The sequence below is a fragment of the Deinococcus piscis genome, from assembly GCF_014653275.1.
Taxonomy (GTDB): Bacteria; Deinococcota; Deinococci; order Deinococcales; family Deinococcaceae; genus Deinococcus; species Deinococcus piscis.
The window spans coordinates 17,799-33,229 of record NZ_BNAL01000019.1; the positions used below are offsets into that span (position 1 = coordinate 17,799).

17 protein-coding genes are annotated in these 15,431 nt (G+C 62.2%); 6 read left to right on the plus strand and 11 right to left on the minus strand.

Annotated features, from left to right (window positions below):
- The first annotated feature begins 8 nt into the window (after positions 1–8).
- From rsfS to IE158_RS08275, 3 genes are all read left to right on the plus strand, one after another.
- Positions 9–377 (plus strand): ribosome silencing factor, encoded by a 369-nt coding sequence (gene rsfS, locus IE158_RS08265; protein ID WP_189643188.1) that lies wholly within the window; start codon positions 9–11, stop codon positions 375–377.
- A gap of 128 nt (positions 378–505) precedes the next feature.
- Positions 506–1,195: a winged helix-turn-helix domain-containing protein gene (locus IE158_RS08270; protein ID WP_189643189.1), complete on the plus strand. Its 690-nt coding sequence runs from the start codon at positions 506–508 to the stop codon at positions 1,193–1,195.
- Positions 1,196–1,218: 23 nt separating this feature from the next.
- Entirely contained in the window at positions 1,219–2,256 is a 1,038-nt protein-coding gene (locus IE158_RS08275; RefSeq protein WP_229839006.1) for a sensor histidine kinase, read from the plus strand.
- An 88-nt stretch (positions 2,257–2,344) separates the two neighbouring features.
- Here the strand turns inward: IE158_RS08275 and IE158_RS08280 are convergent, their stop codons facing one another.
- A complete protein-coding gene (locus IE158_RS08280; RefSeq protein WP_229839007.1) occupies positions 2,345–2,785 on the minus strand; it encodes a hypothetical protein in 441 nt (146 codons plus the stop codon).
- Positions 2,786–2,862: 77 nt separating this feature from the next.
- Between IE158_RS08280 and IE158_RS08285 the strand changes: the two genes are divergently transcribed.
- Positions 2,863–3,660: a carbonic anhydrase gene (locus IE158_RS08285; RefSeq protein WP_229839008.1), complete on the plus strand. Its 798-nt coding sequence runs from the start codon at positions 2,863–2,865 to the stop codon at positions 3,658–3,660.
- Between the two features lie 46 nt (positions 3,661–3,706).
- Positions 3,707–4,417 carry an IclR family transcriptional regulator gene (locus IE158_RS08290; RefSeq protein WP_189643190.1) on the plus strand — a complete coding sequence of 237 codons (711 nt, stop codon included), beginning with the start codon at positions 3,707–3,709 and terminating at the stop codon, positions 4,415–4,417.
- Between the two features lie 13 nt (positions 4,418–4,430).
- Here IE158_RS08290 and IE158_RS08295 read toward each other — a convergent pair whose 3' ends face one another.
- The 5 genes from IE158_RS08295 to IE158_RS08315 all read right to left on the minus strand — a co-directional run bounded on the left by IE158_RS08295 (position 4,431) and on the right by IE158_RS08315 (position 10,184).
- Complete coding sequence (locus IE158_RS08295) at positions 4,431–6,173, minus strand: dynamin family protein (protein WP_189643230.1); 1,743 nt, start codon at positions 6,171–6,173, stop codon at positions 4,431–4,433.
- Between the two features lie 63 nt (positions 6,174–6,236).
- Positions 6,237–7,007 (minus strand): prepilin-type N-terminal cleavage/methylation domain-containing protein, encoded by a 771-nt coding sequence (locus tag IE158_RS08300; RefSeq protein WP_229839009.1) that lies wholly within the window; start codon positions 7,005–7,007, stop codon positions 6,237–6,239.
- Between the two features lie 17 nt (positions 7,008–7,024).
- The gene (locus tag IE158_RS08305; RefSeq protein ID WP_189643192.1) at positions 7,025–7,513 is read right to left on the minus strand and encodes a PulJ/GspJ family protein; all 489 of its coding nucleotides are present in this window, start codon (positions 7,511–7,513) and stop codon (positions 7,025–7,027) included.
- Positions 7,510–7,986 (minus strand): pilus assembly FimT family protein, encoded by a 477-nt coding sequence (locus IE158_RS08310; protein ID WP_189643193.1) that lies wholly within the window; start codon positions 7,984–7,986, stop codon positions 7,510–7,512. Before IE158_RS08310 ends, IE158_RS08305 begins: the two co-directional genes overlap by 4 nt.
- Positions 7,983–10,184 (minus strand): hypothetical protein, encoded by a 2,202-nt coding sequence (locus IE158_RS08315; protein ID WP_189643194.1) that lies wholly within the window; start codon positions 10,182–10,184, stop codon positions 7,983–7,985. The genes IE158_RS08310 and IE158_RS08315 overlap by 4 nt, the downstream gene beginning before the upstream one ends.
- 111 nt (positions 10,185–10,295) lie before the next feature.
- Here IE158_RS08315 and IE158_RS08320 point away from each other — a divergent pair, with 111 nt between their 5' ends.
- The gene (locus IE158_RS08320) at positions 10,296–10,928 is read left to right on the plus strand and encodes a DinB family protein (protein ID WP_189643195.1); all 633 of its coding nucleotides are present in this window, start codon (positions 10,296–10,298) and stop codon (positions 10,926–10,928) included.
- 162 nt (positions 10,929–11,090) lie between these two features.
- On the opposite strand, the gene IE158_RS08325 is transcribed toward IE158_RS08320, so the two are convergent.
- From IE158_RS08325 to IE158_RS08345, 5 genes are all read right to left on the minus strand, one after another.
- A complete protein-coding gene (locus tag IE158_RS08325; RefSeq protein ID WP_189643196.1) occupies positions 11,091–11,951 on the minus strand; it encodes a hypothetical protein in 861 nt (286 codons plus the stop codon).
- Positions 11,952–11,988: 37 nt separating this feature from the next.
- Positions 11,989–12,681, minus strand: coding sequence for a metal-dependent hydrolase (locus IE158_RS08330; protein ID WP_189643197.1), 693 nt, complete (start codon positions 12,679–12,681; stop codon positions 11,989–11,991).
- 73 nt (positions 12,682–12,754) lie between these two features.
- Positions 12,755–13,576 (minus strand): manganese ABC transporter permease MntB, encoded by an 822-nt coding sequence (mntB, locus tag IE158_RS08335; RefSeq protein WP_189643198.1) that lies wholly within the window; start codon positions 13,574–13,576, stop codon positions 12,755–12,757.
- Between the two features lie 3 nt (positions 13,577–13,579).
- Positions 13,580–14,344: a manganese ABC transporter ATP-binding protein MntA gene (mntA, locus tag IE158_RS08340; RefSeq protein ID WP_189643199.1), complete on the minus strand. Its 765-nt coding sequence runs from the start codon at positions 14,342–14,344 to the stop codon at positions 13,580–13,582.
- Positions 14,345–14,352: 8 nt separating this feature from the next.
- Entirely contained in the window at positions 14,353–15,393 is a 1,041-nt protein-coding gene (locus IE158_RS08345) for a metal ABC transporter solute-binding protein, Zn/Mn family (protein WP_189643200.1), read from the minus strand.
- Positions 15,394–15,431 lie beyond the last annotated feature (38 nt).

The window sequence follows — 15,431 nt, forward strand, 5'->3', positions numbered from 1 at the left end:
GAGAAACCATGACCAAACAAAAGACCCAAGACCTCAGCCAGCTGCAAGCGCTGGTCGAAGCAGCCCGCGAGCGCCGGGCTGAGAATGTGCGCGTGCTGGACCTGACCGGCGTCAGCACTTCTCTTGATTACTTCATCATCTGCACCGCCACCGCAGGCTTGCAGCTGAACGCCGTCCAGCAGAGCATCCGTGACCGCGCCGAAGAAGTCGGCCTGCCTGCCCCCAGCGTAGAAGGCCCCAGTGAACGCTGGCTGCTGCTGTCCTTTGGGGCCATCACGGTCCACATTATGACCAAAGAAGCCCGCGAGTATTACGACCTCGAAGGTCTGTGGAGCGACGCCCAGGACCTCGACTTTCCCGAAGTGGTGACCAGCTGAGGCTGGCCCAGCATCCGCCGCCCAAGTCGCCCACCCCATAGCCGGGTGGGCGGTTCTTTTTTGCGGCTGCACCGCATCTGACAGAGCGCTGACGAAAACAGCCCGCCGCTGGGGCACAATGTCAGGCGATGAACCATGTCGTCGTAATCGAAGACGAGGCCACGGTCCGGGAAGTGCTGCGCTTTCACCTGGAGCGGGCCGGTCTCACGGTCAATGCCTACGCTACGGTGTCTGAGGCAGAAGATGCCCTGGCGGGTGCGGACGCCCTGGTGCTGGACTGGATGCTGCCCGGGGAGAGCGGGCTGGGCCTGCTACGGCGGCTGCGCTCGCACCCCGAGCTGCGGCGACTTCCCGTGCTGATGCTGACCGCCCGCGCTGCCGAAGCCGAGCGGGTCGAGGGCCTGGAAACCGGCGCGGACGACTACCTGACCAAACCGTTCGGGGCCGCTGAGCTGGTGGCGCGTGTGCGCGCCCTGCTGCGCCGCACCCAGCCGGAGCTACCGCAGCAACTGAGCAACGGCCCGCTGCACATTGACCTGGCCGCTGCCGACGCCCGCCTGAACGGCCAACGCCTGAGCCTGACCCGCCGCGAGTTCGATCTCCTGACCTTCCTGACCCAGAATGCAGGCCGGGTTTACTCGCGCACCGAGCTGCTGGACCGCGTCTGGGGAGCAGATTTCCTGGGCGGCGAGCGCACGGTGGATCAGCACATCACGCAGCTGCGCTCGCACCTGGGCGACGCACCGGGAGCACCGACTTTTCTGGAGACGGTGCGTGGCCGTGGCTACCGCATGCGGGCGTGGGAAGGAGAAGAATAGTGGGGGGAGAATACAATCACGCTGTGCCCGCAGGGCCAGGACAGCCAGGAGCAGAAGCGACTGGCCTGGCCCCGAACTGGCTGGACGCTTTGCCGCAGGCGGTGCTCCTGTACCGCCGCGAGCACACGGAGCTGGGCGAGGGCCTGACCGTCAGCGGGCTGAACCGCGCTGCCAGCGAACTGTGGGGTGTCCCGGAACACCGCGCCCTGGGCCGTCCACTGCTCGAAGTGGTGCGCCGCCATACCCTGGAAACACTGGCCGAGCGCGGAGGCGAGCTGGAGCTGGAAGTCAGCGGCAAGACGCTGCGCTGCCAGGCCCGGCCTGAGGGGCAGGGCGGCGCACTGATTCTGGAAGACATCAGCGAATATCGCCGCCGGGAAGCGGAGCTGCGCGAGGCCACCGCCGTGCTCTCGCACGAATTCCGTACACCTGTCACGGCCATTCGCGGCATTCTCGAAGCGCTGGAATACGACATGCCCGCCGAGTTGCAGCAAAGCTTCGTGGCGCAGGGGTTGCAGGAAACCGAGCGGCTGGCCCGGCTGGTCGAGGACCTGGCGGTGGGCTTCCGGCCCACCCGTGCCCGCACCCTGACGCTTTCCGAAGCCTTCGAGCGTGTAGAGCGCCTGCTGGCCGCCGAATACGACCTGAACACGCAGGCGGGCAGCGTGCCCCGGCGCAGCCGCACGGCCCCGCGCAAAGCTGGACAGGTGAGCTTTGGTGAAGACCACCTTGTCCGCGCTGACCCCGACAAACTGCTGCAAGTGCTGCTGAACCTGATTGAGAATGCCCTGAAGTACGGCCCCGAAGGTGGCCAGATTGAAGTGCAGACTCAGCCCAACGGGCCCTGGGTCGAGGTGGCGGTGCTAGACCGGGGCAGCCCCATCTCTGACACTGAGGGGCTGTTCCGCGCCCACACCCGTGGCCGCCATGTCAGCGGGCAGGGCAGCGGCATGGGGCTCTATATCGTGCGCTCCATCGTGCAGGGCTGGGGTGGGCAAGCCTGGGCTGAGCGCCGGGGCGAGCGCAACGCTTTTTGCTTTACTGTGCCGGGCGTGGGCTGAACTGCCAAGCACTCCGGAGGCCTAGAGAGCGTCGGGGGCACAACTTGCCATCTTGCCTCCCTCCTCTGGCCGTGCCCACCGCCGCGGCTCAGTACGTCTTGGGCACCAGCCTCAGCACCTGAATCTCTTTGCTGACCGCCAGATTCTTGAGGCGCTCACCGTCCAGGTCGCCCGCGCGGGCCAGGGCTTCGGCTTTGCGGCGGTCAATACTCGCCGCTTCCAGGGCCGCCGCGTCACCGAACACCTCTCGGAAGCGGTCCAGCGGGTACTCGATGCGGCGCGACACTTTCAGCTCGGCGCGGTAGAGGTCGGTTTCAGCACTCTCTCCCGCCGCCAGCGCCTGCTTGATCAGGGCACCCAACTCTTCTTTTTCGGCCTCCAGGCCCTGCACGGTATCGCGCAGCATGGCGTAGCGCTCCAGCAGCTGCGGCAGGGTCATGGTCTCAGGGGACAGGTCATCCGGTTCGCCGCCAACTTCGCCGGAAAACTCAGCGGGCAGTCCACCTTCGGGGGTCCAGTCTTGGGTCATGGCCTTAGCTTAGCGGGCACAGGAGTCCGGGGAGCAACCGTAGTCAGGGCACAGGCACGGGTGGAATACTGGGCAGCATGTCCCAGAGTTCAGAACAGCCTAGCCCGCGTCCAGAGCTTGACCAGAATGCAGCCGCCGCTGAGGCCGCAACCGATTTGCCCGACGAGCTGCTCGGCGCTGCGCTGGAGCGGCGGCTGCTCAAGGCCATCCGGCGCGGCGCATCTATGGAAGACATCGCTGAACTGCGGCCCAACCGTGTCTCAACTCCCGAAGAAGCGATTCAGGCCCTGGAAGACGGCAACACCCGCTTCTTTTCTGGGCAGGCCCGCCGCCCTGAGATCAGCGCCAACGAGCGCCGCGCCCAGATCATCGGGCAGACGCCTTTTGCCGCCGTGCTGGCGTGCAGTGACAGCCGGGTGCCCGTTGAGCTGGTGTTTGACCAGGGCCTGGGCGACCTGTTCGTGGTGCGGGTGGCCGGTAACGTGGTCGGTGAAGCCGGGCTGGGCACGCTGGAATACGCCATTCGGCACCTGCAAGTGCAGTTGGTGCTGGTGCTGGGACACGAGGGCTGCGGAGCGGTGGCCGCCGCCATGCTTCCTCAGGACGAAATTGACCAAGAGCCAGAGCATCTGCGCCACTTGATTGGGCAGATTCAGCCCAGTGTGGAGAACCTGCCCACCATCCGCGACAAAAAAGCCCGGATGCGCGAAGCTGTAATCAGCAATGTGCGGCTTCAGGTCCACCGCCTGCGGCAGCAGTCTGTCATCCGCGAAGCCGAGGCCAGCGGACGCATTCGGGTGATCGGCGGGTACTACGAGATTGGTTCGGGCGCAGTGGATCTGCTGACCGAGCCCGAAGAGTTGCAGGTGGATTAATCCGCCTGGGCTAGCCAGGCTATGCACGTCCTAGTATCTTGGACGCGTGCATTCCTTACAGAAAGCAGCCCGGATTCTGGGGGCCTTCGATGCCGCGCAGCCGGAGTGGGGCGTGCGGGCGCTGGCCACCCAGTTGCAGATGCCCCGCGCCACGGTCCATGCCTACCTGGCGGGCTTGACTGAAGCGGGCCTGCTGCGGCGCACGCCAGCCGGGCGCTACCGGCTGTCGTGGCGGCTGGCCGAAATGGGCGCACAGCTCAACATCTCACTGCCCTGGTTTATGGCGGCCCGGCAACTGCTTACGCACCTCGCGCTGGACATCCAGACGGTGGCTTTTTTGTGCCTGCTCGAAGACACCGAAGTGGTCTGCGCCATCCGGGAGCGCCACCCCGCCGCCGACATTGATATGCCGCTCGACACCTATCTGCCCAGTACAGCCACGGCCAGCGGCAAGGTGCTCTACGCCTACTTGGACATGGAGCCGCCAGAGTTTTCCATCTGCACGCCGTCTTCTATCTCGACTGCTGACGAGTGGGCCACCGAACTGGCGCGGGTCCGCCGCCGGGGCTACGCCTACTCCATTGAGGAGTGGGTGCCAGGTCAATGCACCCTGGCGCTGCCCTACTGGTACGGGGGGCAAGTGGTGGCCGCTGTGGGCGTGCAGATGACCGCCGAGCGCTACCTGCGCGAAGAAAGGGTACTGCGCGAAGAAGTCATGCGCATACTGAAAGAGCATGGCGTCTCGGCGCAGCCTTGACCCTGGCAGGGGCTCAGGAGATGGGCTGTGCCGGGGCAGGGGTCACAGCCGGCTCCGGCTCCCCTTGCAGCTCTGCCACCTGCGTCCGTAGCGCCTGCAACCGCGCCTGCAACTCGCCCAGTGAAGCTTCAGCAGCGGCCAGGCGCTCCTCCTCCTGGGCTGTAAAGCGGGTGTAAGGACTGATCGCGTCGCGTAGCCGGGCGTCGGCCCGCTCCTGCTCGCGCTCGTACTCGCGCCGCACAATGCGTTCCAGGGCTTCACGCAGTTCTTCGACCCGCGCCCGCAGCTGCCGGTGCGCAGCCAGGCGCTTGTTGGGCAGCACAAACAGGCCCAGGCTGCCCAGCGTCAGCCCAGCCAAAATGCCGCCGGTAAAGTCCAGCGCCGAAGCGCCCACCAGCGCCCCGATGCCCACGCCTAGACCCATCCCACCAGCCAGGCCACCGATCATGCCTTTCATGGAGTCCTCGGCATCACGCGACAGTTCGCGGGCCAGGCCCTGCTCGGTGGTGGTTTCCAGGTGTTCGCGGGCGCTGCCAGCAATGCCCTCCAGCAGCGCGGCGCGGTCATAGGAAAAGCGCGTGCGGGCCACATCCTGCGAGGGCTGGCGGCGAATCAGAAACGCCTGCACGTCCTCCCAGAAGTGCAAGTTGGCCTCCACGAAGCGGTCAATCATGTGCGAAAACTGCCGGTCAATGGCGTCCGGCAATTCAGCCACCGCCTCGGCGCGGAACTGTTCTTCCAGCTCGCGGCCATTCATCAGACCGCGCACGTTAGAAAAGCGCAGCTTCTGGTCTATGAACCGGTCAGCCCGCATCTCGAACTCGCCCAGCAGGCGGCCCACGCGGTTCAGTTGGCCGTCCAGCTCACCCAGCATGCTCTCGCCGTGGCGTACGCGCTGGGCTTCCAGGTCACGCAGAATCTCCAGGTCAGCGCTTAGCGTTTCGCGGGCGGCATGGGTGCGGCGCACTTCGCCGTCCAGCAGCTCAGCGGCGGTGTTCAGCGGCCCTTGCAGCTTCAGCCGGGTGCGCTCCGTTTCCGAGAGGCGGCGGCTCAGGGCATCCCGCAGCGCAGCGAACCCGGCGTCGCCCCCGCGCTGCTCACCCCGCGCACTCACCAGAAATACCGGCGGATTCAGGCCCAGCACGCCGCGTGCGCCTTTTTCCACATGCTCGCGCACCTGCTCACGCTGCTCGGCAGTTTCCAGCAGGTCGGCCTTGTTGACCACCATCACCACGCTGCGGCCCCACTTGGCGGCCAATTCCAGAAATTGCCGCTCGGACTCAGTAAAGGGCCGGTCCGCACTGGTCAGAAACAGCACCAGGTCAGCGCGGGGCAAAAAGCCTTCGGTCAGTGCCTGATGCTGGCGAATGATGGCATTGGTCCCCGGGGTATCCACCAGCGCCACCCCTTCCAGCCCCGGCAGCGGATGGGTCAGCCGGCTGACAAAGGGGTCAGCAGTCGGCTGCATCTCACCGGCTCGCTCACCGTTGACGAGCACATAGATGCGGTCAGTGGTCGGGGTCACGCCTTCAGGCAACGCGGCTGTCCCCAGCAGCGCATTCACGAAACTGCTTTTGCCAGCATTGAACTCACCCACCACCACCAGCAAAAAGGTCTCGTCCAGCGCCGAGAGGGCCTGACGGGCATGGCCCTGCACCTCTTCAGGTGCGCCGCAGCGGGATAGGAGGGCCTGAACATCAGCCAGGAGGGTGCGCTCCTGTGTCAGCAGTTGCTGCACCCGGTCAGAGACCAACATGGACATGGGTCACAGTGTAGCGGTATGGGAAGCACAGGGCATAGGCGAAGAACAGCGCTCGCCTCAGGGCCTGAGCAGCTTGCCAATATTATTGAATGAGGCAGTAATGTCGTAGGTGCCCGTCTTGTCTGGCAGCCTGAGTACCTGTGAACCAACCTGCTGGGTGACGGCCAAGCTTATGGTCAGTGACCGTCCGTCGTCAGCGTAGTCGAACATGGTGTATGTGGCTCCGCTCACGTTGGTAGGTGCAATGTAGTCAGCCAGCAAATTGGCTGTTGCCCCAGTAGGCACCCCTGGTGCTGTGCCTGCATTCGCTGCGGCTACCGTTGCAGCGTTCAGTTCCACATTGGCGCGGTACTCAGCCAAGACCCAGGTCCGGTTATCATTCAGGGGGTTGGCTCCTGGATTGCGCCAGCTGGAATCGGCTGTCCCCTGTACCCAAACCGAGCGACGAACAGGGTAGTAGGCTCGGAAGCGGAAGCAGCCCGCTGAGTTGGTGGCACAAGATACGCCCGGATTCTCTGGCAACAGGAACATGGCGGCAATCGGATCGGTACCGACCACCCAGGTATTGCCCCCAGTCGGCTTTTGCGTGAGGGAAGTGGTTGTCATCGTAATGCTTGATCCACTGGGATAGACGAACCAGGCATCCTTGAGATTGGAGGCCATGAGCTGCTGCGCATTGAGCACTTCCTGCTGCAACTCGGCGCGGCTGGAAGAGGACATAGAGACACTGCTGCCCTGGGTGAAGAACTGACTGACCAACAGGACCAACAAGCTTAAGATGGCCAGAGCCACCAGCAGTTCAACCAGTGTCAGACCAGCAGCATGCACACTTCTCGCAGTATTCATCACAGTCTCCCCGGATTGACAATGTCCAACACAATGGTGACGGCCTTGCCATCAGCATCCGTAGACTTGACAGTAACGCGGCGCATATCTGGCATGCTGGTTGGTACTGTGGCTGAGCAAGCGCCGGGCTGCTTAAACACCGCGTTGACCGCACTCCCAGCATTTCCCCCACGCTTATCTAGGCCCTGCACCTGTACCGTGGTTCCAGCCGGGACCGCGCCTTCCATTTCCACACAAACGTTGCCATAGTTGGCCAATGCCTTGGCTGAAGATGTCCAGCTCGCTTTGACATTTTCGACCACCTGCTGCACTTTGGTGGTTGAAGCCAAGCGCTGTTGGCTCTTTCCATTAATATTAAGAGTTCCCAGAAGTGTAGAAGAAAGCACAGCCATCAGAATGGCGAACAAAGCTATAGCAACGAGAATCTCTACAAGGGTAAATCCCGCCTGAGTCACAAAAGACGTACGATATGCATTTGCTTTCATCATGGGGTCACCGGCACCATCATGGCTTTGCCAGTTACGCCGACAAGGCGAACTTCGTAGGAACGTATGCCTTCATAGGGACTCACCAATTCAAATACTGTCCCCGTTGCACTTCTCAGCTCACCGAACGGTGCTCCAAACGTTACAGAAGACCCTTCACAACTGGTCTTGCACCGAAGCTGGACTCCTTTGGGGAGGGCCTGCATGGTGGAGCTAGCGGAGGCTGGACCAAGCCCATACTGCCCCGCAGCATTCCAACTCATTTTCATATCTACACTATCCTTCTGGGCTTGGGCGCGTGCTTGACGCAGCTGAGAAGTAATAAGCGCTGCAGCGTCACGTACTTCAGCTGCTTGAACATTGCGAATGTAATTCACTATGCCCATGCTCAATAGAATGCCCAGGATGGCCATAACGACCAAGACTTCAATAAGCGAAAACCCTGCTTGACGGTGATTTTCCAAGGACTGGATCATCTGAACTTAGCCGCTTCCTGATTGGTAATCACTAGATTGGCAAGTCCACGTGTGCCCTTATTGGGCGTCTCAGTCTCCCACTTGGGCGATTCAGGCCAGAAGGGAGGTTTGATGCCGTCCCGGTAACGCTCGTCATAAGTAAAGTCACGTCCATACCCAGTCATTGGTGTATTGCCATTGACGGTACCGAAGGCGCCATACCAGCTCTCGACCAGTGCGCCACGCAGGTGAACATCACCCTTTGGATTGCCCTGATTATAATTGGTCACTCCTACTTCTCCAAGACTGGTCATCAGTGCAGAGTGAATCATCAAATCAGTGGGTGCCGTGGATGAAATCTTGATATCGCCCTGTTGGGAATAGATACCCAACATATTTTTCCCCTTACCCGCATTGCTGCATGTCGAAACTTCCATGCGGCAAGGAGGATCAGACATGGTTAGGTCGTTCAGGACGTTAATATCCCTCTCGGCAGCAATAGTGATGCCAGAAAAGGAAGCCAGCGCAGGTGGGGCCGCAGCAAGGTCCTCTCTACCTAAAGTCGGATTGTGTCTGCGCTGAGGACCCTGCACACTGTTGATTTGGTTGCCATAAATGACTCCGTTAAACTTCCCATTGGGAATCCAAGAGCCGTTTTGCTTGACGGCCATACTTCCATCTTTATCAACGCGGTACTGAGTGGTGGCGCAAGTCAAACTAGAGAAATAACGTGTACCACTCCAAGTACTTGTAGTCGTTCTATATTCGGAGGGCGTAGAATTATATTCCTCACGGCTTACTTCTCTCCAACCTCCACTTGTACAGGATTCTACATTTATATACTGAAAAGTAGGCGAAGGCTCATTCCATTTACCGCCGGAGAATGTAGCCAGTGGATTTCCCGCAGCGTCCCCAGCATAGAGAGCCAAATTATTAACAGCCGCAGTTAGATTCAGACCTCTACTGCCGTCCGGAAGAGGATTATTGTCCACGCCTCTACCTTCAGCTGCAGCCCTTTGGTTGGCGGAGTTGGTCGGTAGGGCGATATAATTTGCACTGAAATCAATGGCGTTGGCCTCTAATACGCCGTCACCATTAAGATCGAATTGCAAATCAGTTTCGCCGTCCAATCTGGTTCTTAGTTGAGTATTCGTGCCTCTGCGAATCGTAGGGTACCCCCCCACATTTGCGTAGTACTTGGGCGACTTGGTACATTCAAAGTTGTCAGGAGCAGTCACGCCCAACCCAGGCAAGTTGTCACAGCCAGCACTCGTCACCTTGTATTCAATGGGGTTGCCATTGCGGTCCCGCTTGCCACTGCCAATAAATTGTGTCCGTGCTCCCGATTGAAAGAGAAAGCTTTCATTGGTGTGAACCGAACCATAGAATCGCTGATTTACAAAGTTAATCTGCGGAACAGAGTTTGTCGCGCCAGATTTCGCCCGGTGATGGTCGGTATGAAGCACACTATTGAGAAGATTGCCCGTACCAAGTTCAAACCACCACACGCCCTGAGCCACATTGTTCCTGGCTGTCAGCACACGGGTTGCGCCCGCTGCCTCACCCTTGGAGGCCATGTCTCCCACGCCGACATAGAAGCGGTAGCGATTGCCCATGTTCAGCACGCCCAACGGCTGAAGGCGGAAAGAGGCGGCATTGGCCCTGGCCAGTCGGTTCTGAGGGTTGGTAAATATATCTCTCCAGAAGGCTGCAGGATCAGCTTGTGCTGACGCGGCCTCTGAGGAAGTCAGGTTGTCCGTATAGGCCTCTGGAGTGACATACTTGGCCAGCACGCCAGCGGCACCAGTACCCGTGGTGGTGGGTTGCAATGTGCACCAAGTTGGCGTTGTGATTAAGCCTGGAGGCAGTTCTTGTTGCACATAAGACGGAAGACTGGTTGAAAATGCACCGTTGTCGCAGTAATTGGCAGCATCCTGCCGTACAGTCACCAACGATATGTTTGGAGGCACCTTGATATATGCAGAACCTCCCGGACGTTTGTCCATGATGGCCTGCAAGTCACCCAACACGCTGCGGGCGTAGTTCATATTGCTCTCGGCAACATACTGTGCTTCTAGTGTGGAGGCCTGATCGGCATTGGTCTGCAAGCTGCTTATGGATAGCCGACTACTGACCACCAAAATGGCTGCCAGCAAGATCAAGGTAAAGAGTACGACCAAGATCGCAGCAGCTCCAGCAGTGGCTCTGGATTTCAACATGCTGCTCATTATTCCCAGAGCCCTATCACAGAACTACACCCGGCTGGGGGCATCTCACACGGCTCCTGTCTTGTGACGCTTACGTCAAAGGTCTTGCTCTAGAATTTCTCCATGTCCTGGACCCAAGACCTGCCCTACGCCCTGAGTGATTGGATGGATGACGCCGCGGAGTACGCTGATGAGGTGGCTGCTGGCCTGGAAGAGGACCGCAGCTTGCCCTGGTTCCCTCTGCTGCTGACCGGTGCGGCTGTGGCTGGAGCCGCGTGGCTGGTACGCCACCGCAAAGAAGAACTCAGGAATCTGGCCGTACGCCGCCTGATCGAACAGCCCGCCGAGGGCCAGAGCTTCCTGAGTCTGGAAGAAAGCTTGCAGCGCAGCGGAGAGCGGGTCGCAACGCGGGCGGCCAATATCAGCGACACTGAGCGCAACCGTGAATTGCTGCGGCATATCATCGGCATTGAGCGCTGGGGCCGCGCACGCGTACAGAGCGCCGTGCTGCACCGCCCCTGGGTAATGGACAGCCACCAGGACTACAAGCCCCCCAAGGACAAGTCCATGCCCGAGCTGGCCGAGATTCTGGCCGAGCAGCGCCGCCGCACGGCGACGTTGGCCCACAGCCTGCATGAGTCTCCGCCGCGCCTCAACGACAAGGTGGTCCACAACGAATTTGGCCCGCTCAGCGTCCGGGGCTGGCTGCGTTACCTCCAGCTCCACGCCGAAATGGAAAGCCGCAAGATGCTCTAAGCGTTGGGCAACGTTGAATAGCTTGCCAACGAAGCAAGTGCACAACGCCTCACGGGACGACAGATGGCGTGAAGCAGGGAGAATACCTTGCCTCACGCCATTGTGCAAAGCGGCGCCGCAGAGTCATTGGCCCGGTTCAGACCAGTGGAGCCAGTAGACCCATCAAAGGTCTGAGTCAGGCTCGGTGTGGACAGCCCGGTAATCACTGAGCGCGGCCCGGAAAATCTCGGCGGGAGTGCGGTTCAGTGGAGCCTCAAAAGCGGCGCGGGCCGCGTCCTGCGCCGCAGTGCCAGAGACCTTTGTTGCGGGAAGCGGGCCGTGCAGAAATTCTGGCGTCCCATCATTTTCTGTCTGAAAGCGTCCGTGCATCCGCGCCCGAAAAAGGCCCGGATGTTCCTGAGTCACGGCGGGCGTCCCGGGCGGAAGCGCAGCAAAATGGCGGCTGAACTCCAGTTCATCGAGCGCCTGCACTTGCAGCGTGGCCGACCCCAACTCGCTGAGCAGCCGGTCAATGATCCCAAAGACCTGCGCGGCATAGTCTTCGACCTCATCACGGCGTGGCAAAGCCCCCCGGTGAATCACGGCGTTGCGGAACTCGCTGCCCAGCGCCTGCGGCCTCAGGAACTCCGGCGGACGGCCCTCACGCAGCAGATAAGCCAGCGCCAGCATGCCGGTCTGCCGCTCACTCTGACGGTCCACCAGCCGCCAGGTTGCGTCCAGATGGGCCTGGGCTTCTTCCAGGCTCAGGCCCTGGCCAGCGGCCTGCTCCAGCGCGTAGGCCCGCACATAGAACTCGAAGCAGCGCTCCAACGCCGCCGCAAAACTGGACACCGCTTCACGGGCGTATCCAGCCAGCAGCGCTTCGGTGCCCAGCTCGAACAGCACCTCGAACTTTTGCCGGCGTACAAACAGGCAAAAGGGCTGCATGCAGTGCGGACAAATCAGGTCGTAAATCAGGCGGTCAGCGTACTCCACCGGCAAGCTCTGGGCACAGTGCGGGCAGGCCACGCTCAAATTGCTCATGTGCCCCAGCCCCCACGCATCACTGGCACTCCAGAGCTCAGCGGGTCACCGCACTGATGTCCAGCACGGCACCAGGGTCCAGCACCTGCACATCTATGCCCTTCTCACGGCCCAGGCGGGCAAATTCCTGCGGGTCGCCGGTCAGCGGCGGGAAGGTGCCGTAGTGCATCGGCACAGCCACCCGTGGCCTGAGCCAATCCAGGCAGCGGGCCGCCTCCGCCGGTCCCATGGTGAAGTGCCCGCCCACCGGCAACAGCGCTGCGTCCAGGCCGCGCTCGCCAATCAGCGCCATATCCGAAAAGGCGCAGGTGTCACCCGCGTGATACACGGTCACGCCCTCCATCTCTACGACCAAGCCGCAGGGCATGCCGCCATAAGTGCCGTCCGGAAAAGAGCTGGAGTGAAAAGCCGGGGTAAAAGTCACGCTGCCCCATTCACCGTGCACCGTACCGCCAATATTGGCCCCAATGCCCTGCTTGGCACCGTGGGCCTGCGCGTAGTCGCCCACTTCCGCAGTTCCTATCACTGGCACGCCCTGGCGTCCAAACTCCAGTGCATTTCCCCAGTGGTCGCCATGTGCGTGGCTGATCAGCACAGCGTCCAGTGGCCACTCCAGGGCTTCTGCCAGGGACACAGGGCAAGTCGGCCCTTCCAAGAACGGGTCTATCAGGACGCGGTGCCGCTGTGTGGCAAGAAGGAAGGTACTGTGGCCGAGGAATGTGATGTGCATGGAGGACCTCCAGGGTGGGGATGTGGCCTCAGTCTAACGGGTCTGCCCAGCGGCACGTCCCCTGCCCCCTGGCTCAACTGCGGGCCAGACGCCCGCGCGCCAAGAGCAGCAGCACGAACATCACCGTGTTGACCAGCACCACCGTCGCCCCGGCAGCGGTGCCCAGGTAATAGCTGGCGTACAGCCCCACTGCGCCGCCCAGGACACCAAATAGCGCCGCAAACAGCATCATCTGCCCCAGGCTGCGGGCATAGAGCCGCGCCGCCGCCGCCCCTGTAATCAGCAGACTGACACTCAGGGTGGTCCCCACCAAGGCGGTGACCAGCACCACCACCAGCCCGATCAGCACCAGCAGGAGCTGCTCCAACCGCCGCACTGGCAGCCCAATGGCCCGCGCTTCGGTGGGGTCAAAGGACGCCAGCAGCAGTTCTTTTTGCAGGCCCAACAGCAACCCGCCTACCCCCAGCACAGCCCCTGCCGTGACCCACAGGTCGGTGGACGTGACCCCCAGCGGATTGCCGATCAGGAAGTGGCTGAGGTCACTGGTAAAAGTGGGGGTGCGCGAAAGCAGCACGATACCCAGCGCGAACATGCCCACAAAGACGATGTAGGTGGCGCTGTCCTGCTTGAGGCCAGAGCGCGCCTGCAACACATTCATCCCCAGCGCCGACAGCACCGCCGCAAGCGCCGCTCCCAGCAGAACATTGCCCCCCGCCAGGAACGCCGCCACGATGCCGGGCAGGACTGCGTGGCTCATGGCGTCGCCCACATAGCTCAGGCCCCGCAGGACCACCCAGCTGCCCACCACCGCGCACAGCACACTGACCAGGGTCAGCGCAGCCAGAGCACGCACGAAAAACCCGAAAGCGAGCGGGTCCGTTAGCCACTCGGTCATGGCTCAGGCCTTCCCGTGGGCACTGCCCAGGTGACTCACGCTAAAGGTCGCTTCGATATTGGCGGGCGTGTAGACCTGCTCCGGCGTGCCAGAGGCCACCACTTGCCGGTTGACCAACACCAGCTGATCACACCAGTGAGCGGCTTGTTCCAGGTCGTGGGTGACCATCACCACAGCGCGGCCCGCGTCAGCCTGGGCCCGCAGCAGCGCCAGCACACTCTGTGAGGTGGTGGTGTCTACCCCCGTCAGCGGCTCGTCGAGCAGCAGCACGGCAGCGTCACGCACCAGCATTCGGGCCAGCAGCGCACGTTGGCGCTGGCCTCCGCTCAGCTCGGCAATGTGGCGTCCGCGCAGCTCCCACAGTTCAGTCTGCCGCAGGGCCTGCTCGGCGCGGGCGCGGTCAGCGGGGCCTGGGCGGTGCCACCACCCCAGCCGCCCGGTGCGGCCCATCATGGCCACATCCCAGACAGTGACCGGAAAAGCCCAGTCCAGCGTCTGACCCTGCGGCACATAAGCAGCGTGGGGTTGCAAGTCCGCGCTGCCGCCATAGTCCACCTCTCCACCGCTCAGCGGCACCAGCCCGAGCATCGCTTTGAGCAGGGTACTTTTGCCCGCTCCATTCGGCCCAATCACCGCACTGAACTCCCCCAGGCGAAATGAAGCGCTGGCCCCATGCAGCGCCGTGTGGTGCTCATAGCGCACGCTGAGGTCCCGGGCATGCAGGGCTTCAGGCTGGTAGCAGTGCGGTTCGCAGGAAAGGTGGGTCATGACTGTTCTTACTCCACTCCGCGCAGGGCGGCGGCGACGGTGTCTATGTTATGCCGGAAGGCTCCCAGATACGTCGCGCCCGGACTGCCCGCGGGGCCGAGGGCGTCAGTGTAAACGGGCGGAGCCACCACTGCGCCGGTTTCTGTGGCCAGTGCCTGGGCCAGGCGGTCACTGACCACGTTTTCAGTCAGAATGACCCGCACATTCTGCTCACGCATCTGCGCCGCCAGCGCTGCCAGCTCCTGTGCGCTGGGTTCACGCTCGGTGCTCAGACCCGGAATCACCGCCCCTACCGCTTCTATGCCGTAGCGCTCAGCAAAATAATTCAGGCTGTCGTGTGACGTGACCACCCGGCGCTGCCCTGTGGGAATGGCCGCGAACTGCGCCTGGCCGTAAGCGTCCACTTCGCGCACCTGGGCCGCATAAGCCTGGGCATTCTGGCGGTAGACTGCCGCGCCCGCCGGGTCCAGCTCGCTTAGGGCCGCCGCAATGCCGTCCAGATAGCCGCTGACCAGGTCAGCGTCCCACCAGGCGTGGGGGTCCAGGTCGCCGTGTTCATGGGCAGCATGGTCGTGGTCCGCATGTTCATCGGCGGGGGCTGCCGCACTGGGGCCAGAGGCCTGGGTCTGTTCGGCTCCATGCTCCTCATGGTGGTGGCCGTCTTCGCCCGCAGAGTGCAGAGGGAGCGCGTCAGCCAGGCGAACCACCCGCACCTCGGGCGCGGCGGCAGTGGCCTGCTCCAGCCAGCCTTCCAGCCCGGCCCCGTTGGCGAACAGGACGGCGCTGCGTGCCAGGGTGCGAATACTTTCCGGACTGGGCGCAAACGTGTGTGCGTCACCGCCTGCGGGCACCAGCTCCTGCACCGTGACGCGCTCACCGCCCACTGCCCGCACGAATTCCCCCATCACTGAGGTCGTCGCCACCACCGACAGCTTGCCCTCAGCTGTAACTGGGCTGGAGGTTGGAGGAACAGCCGAAGCTTGAGAAGCAGTGGTGGCCGGAGCCTCAGGCGCGCAGGCCACCAGGCCAACACCCAACAGGACCAGCATAGACAGAGTAAAAGGTCGCATCATAGTAATTGATTATC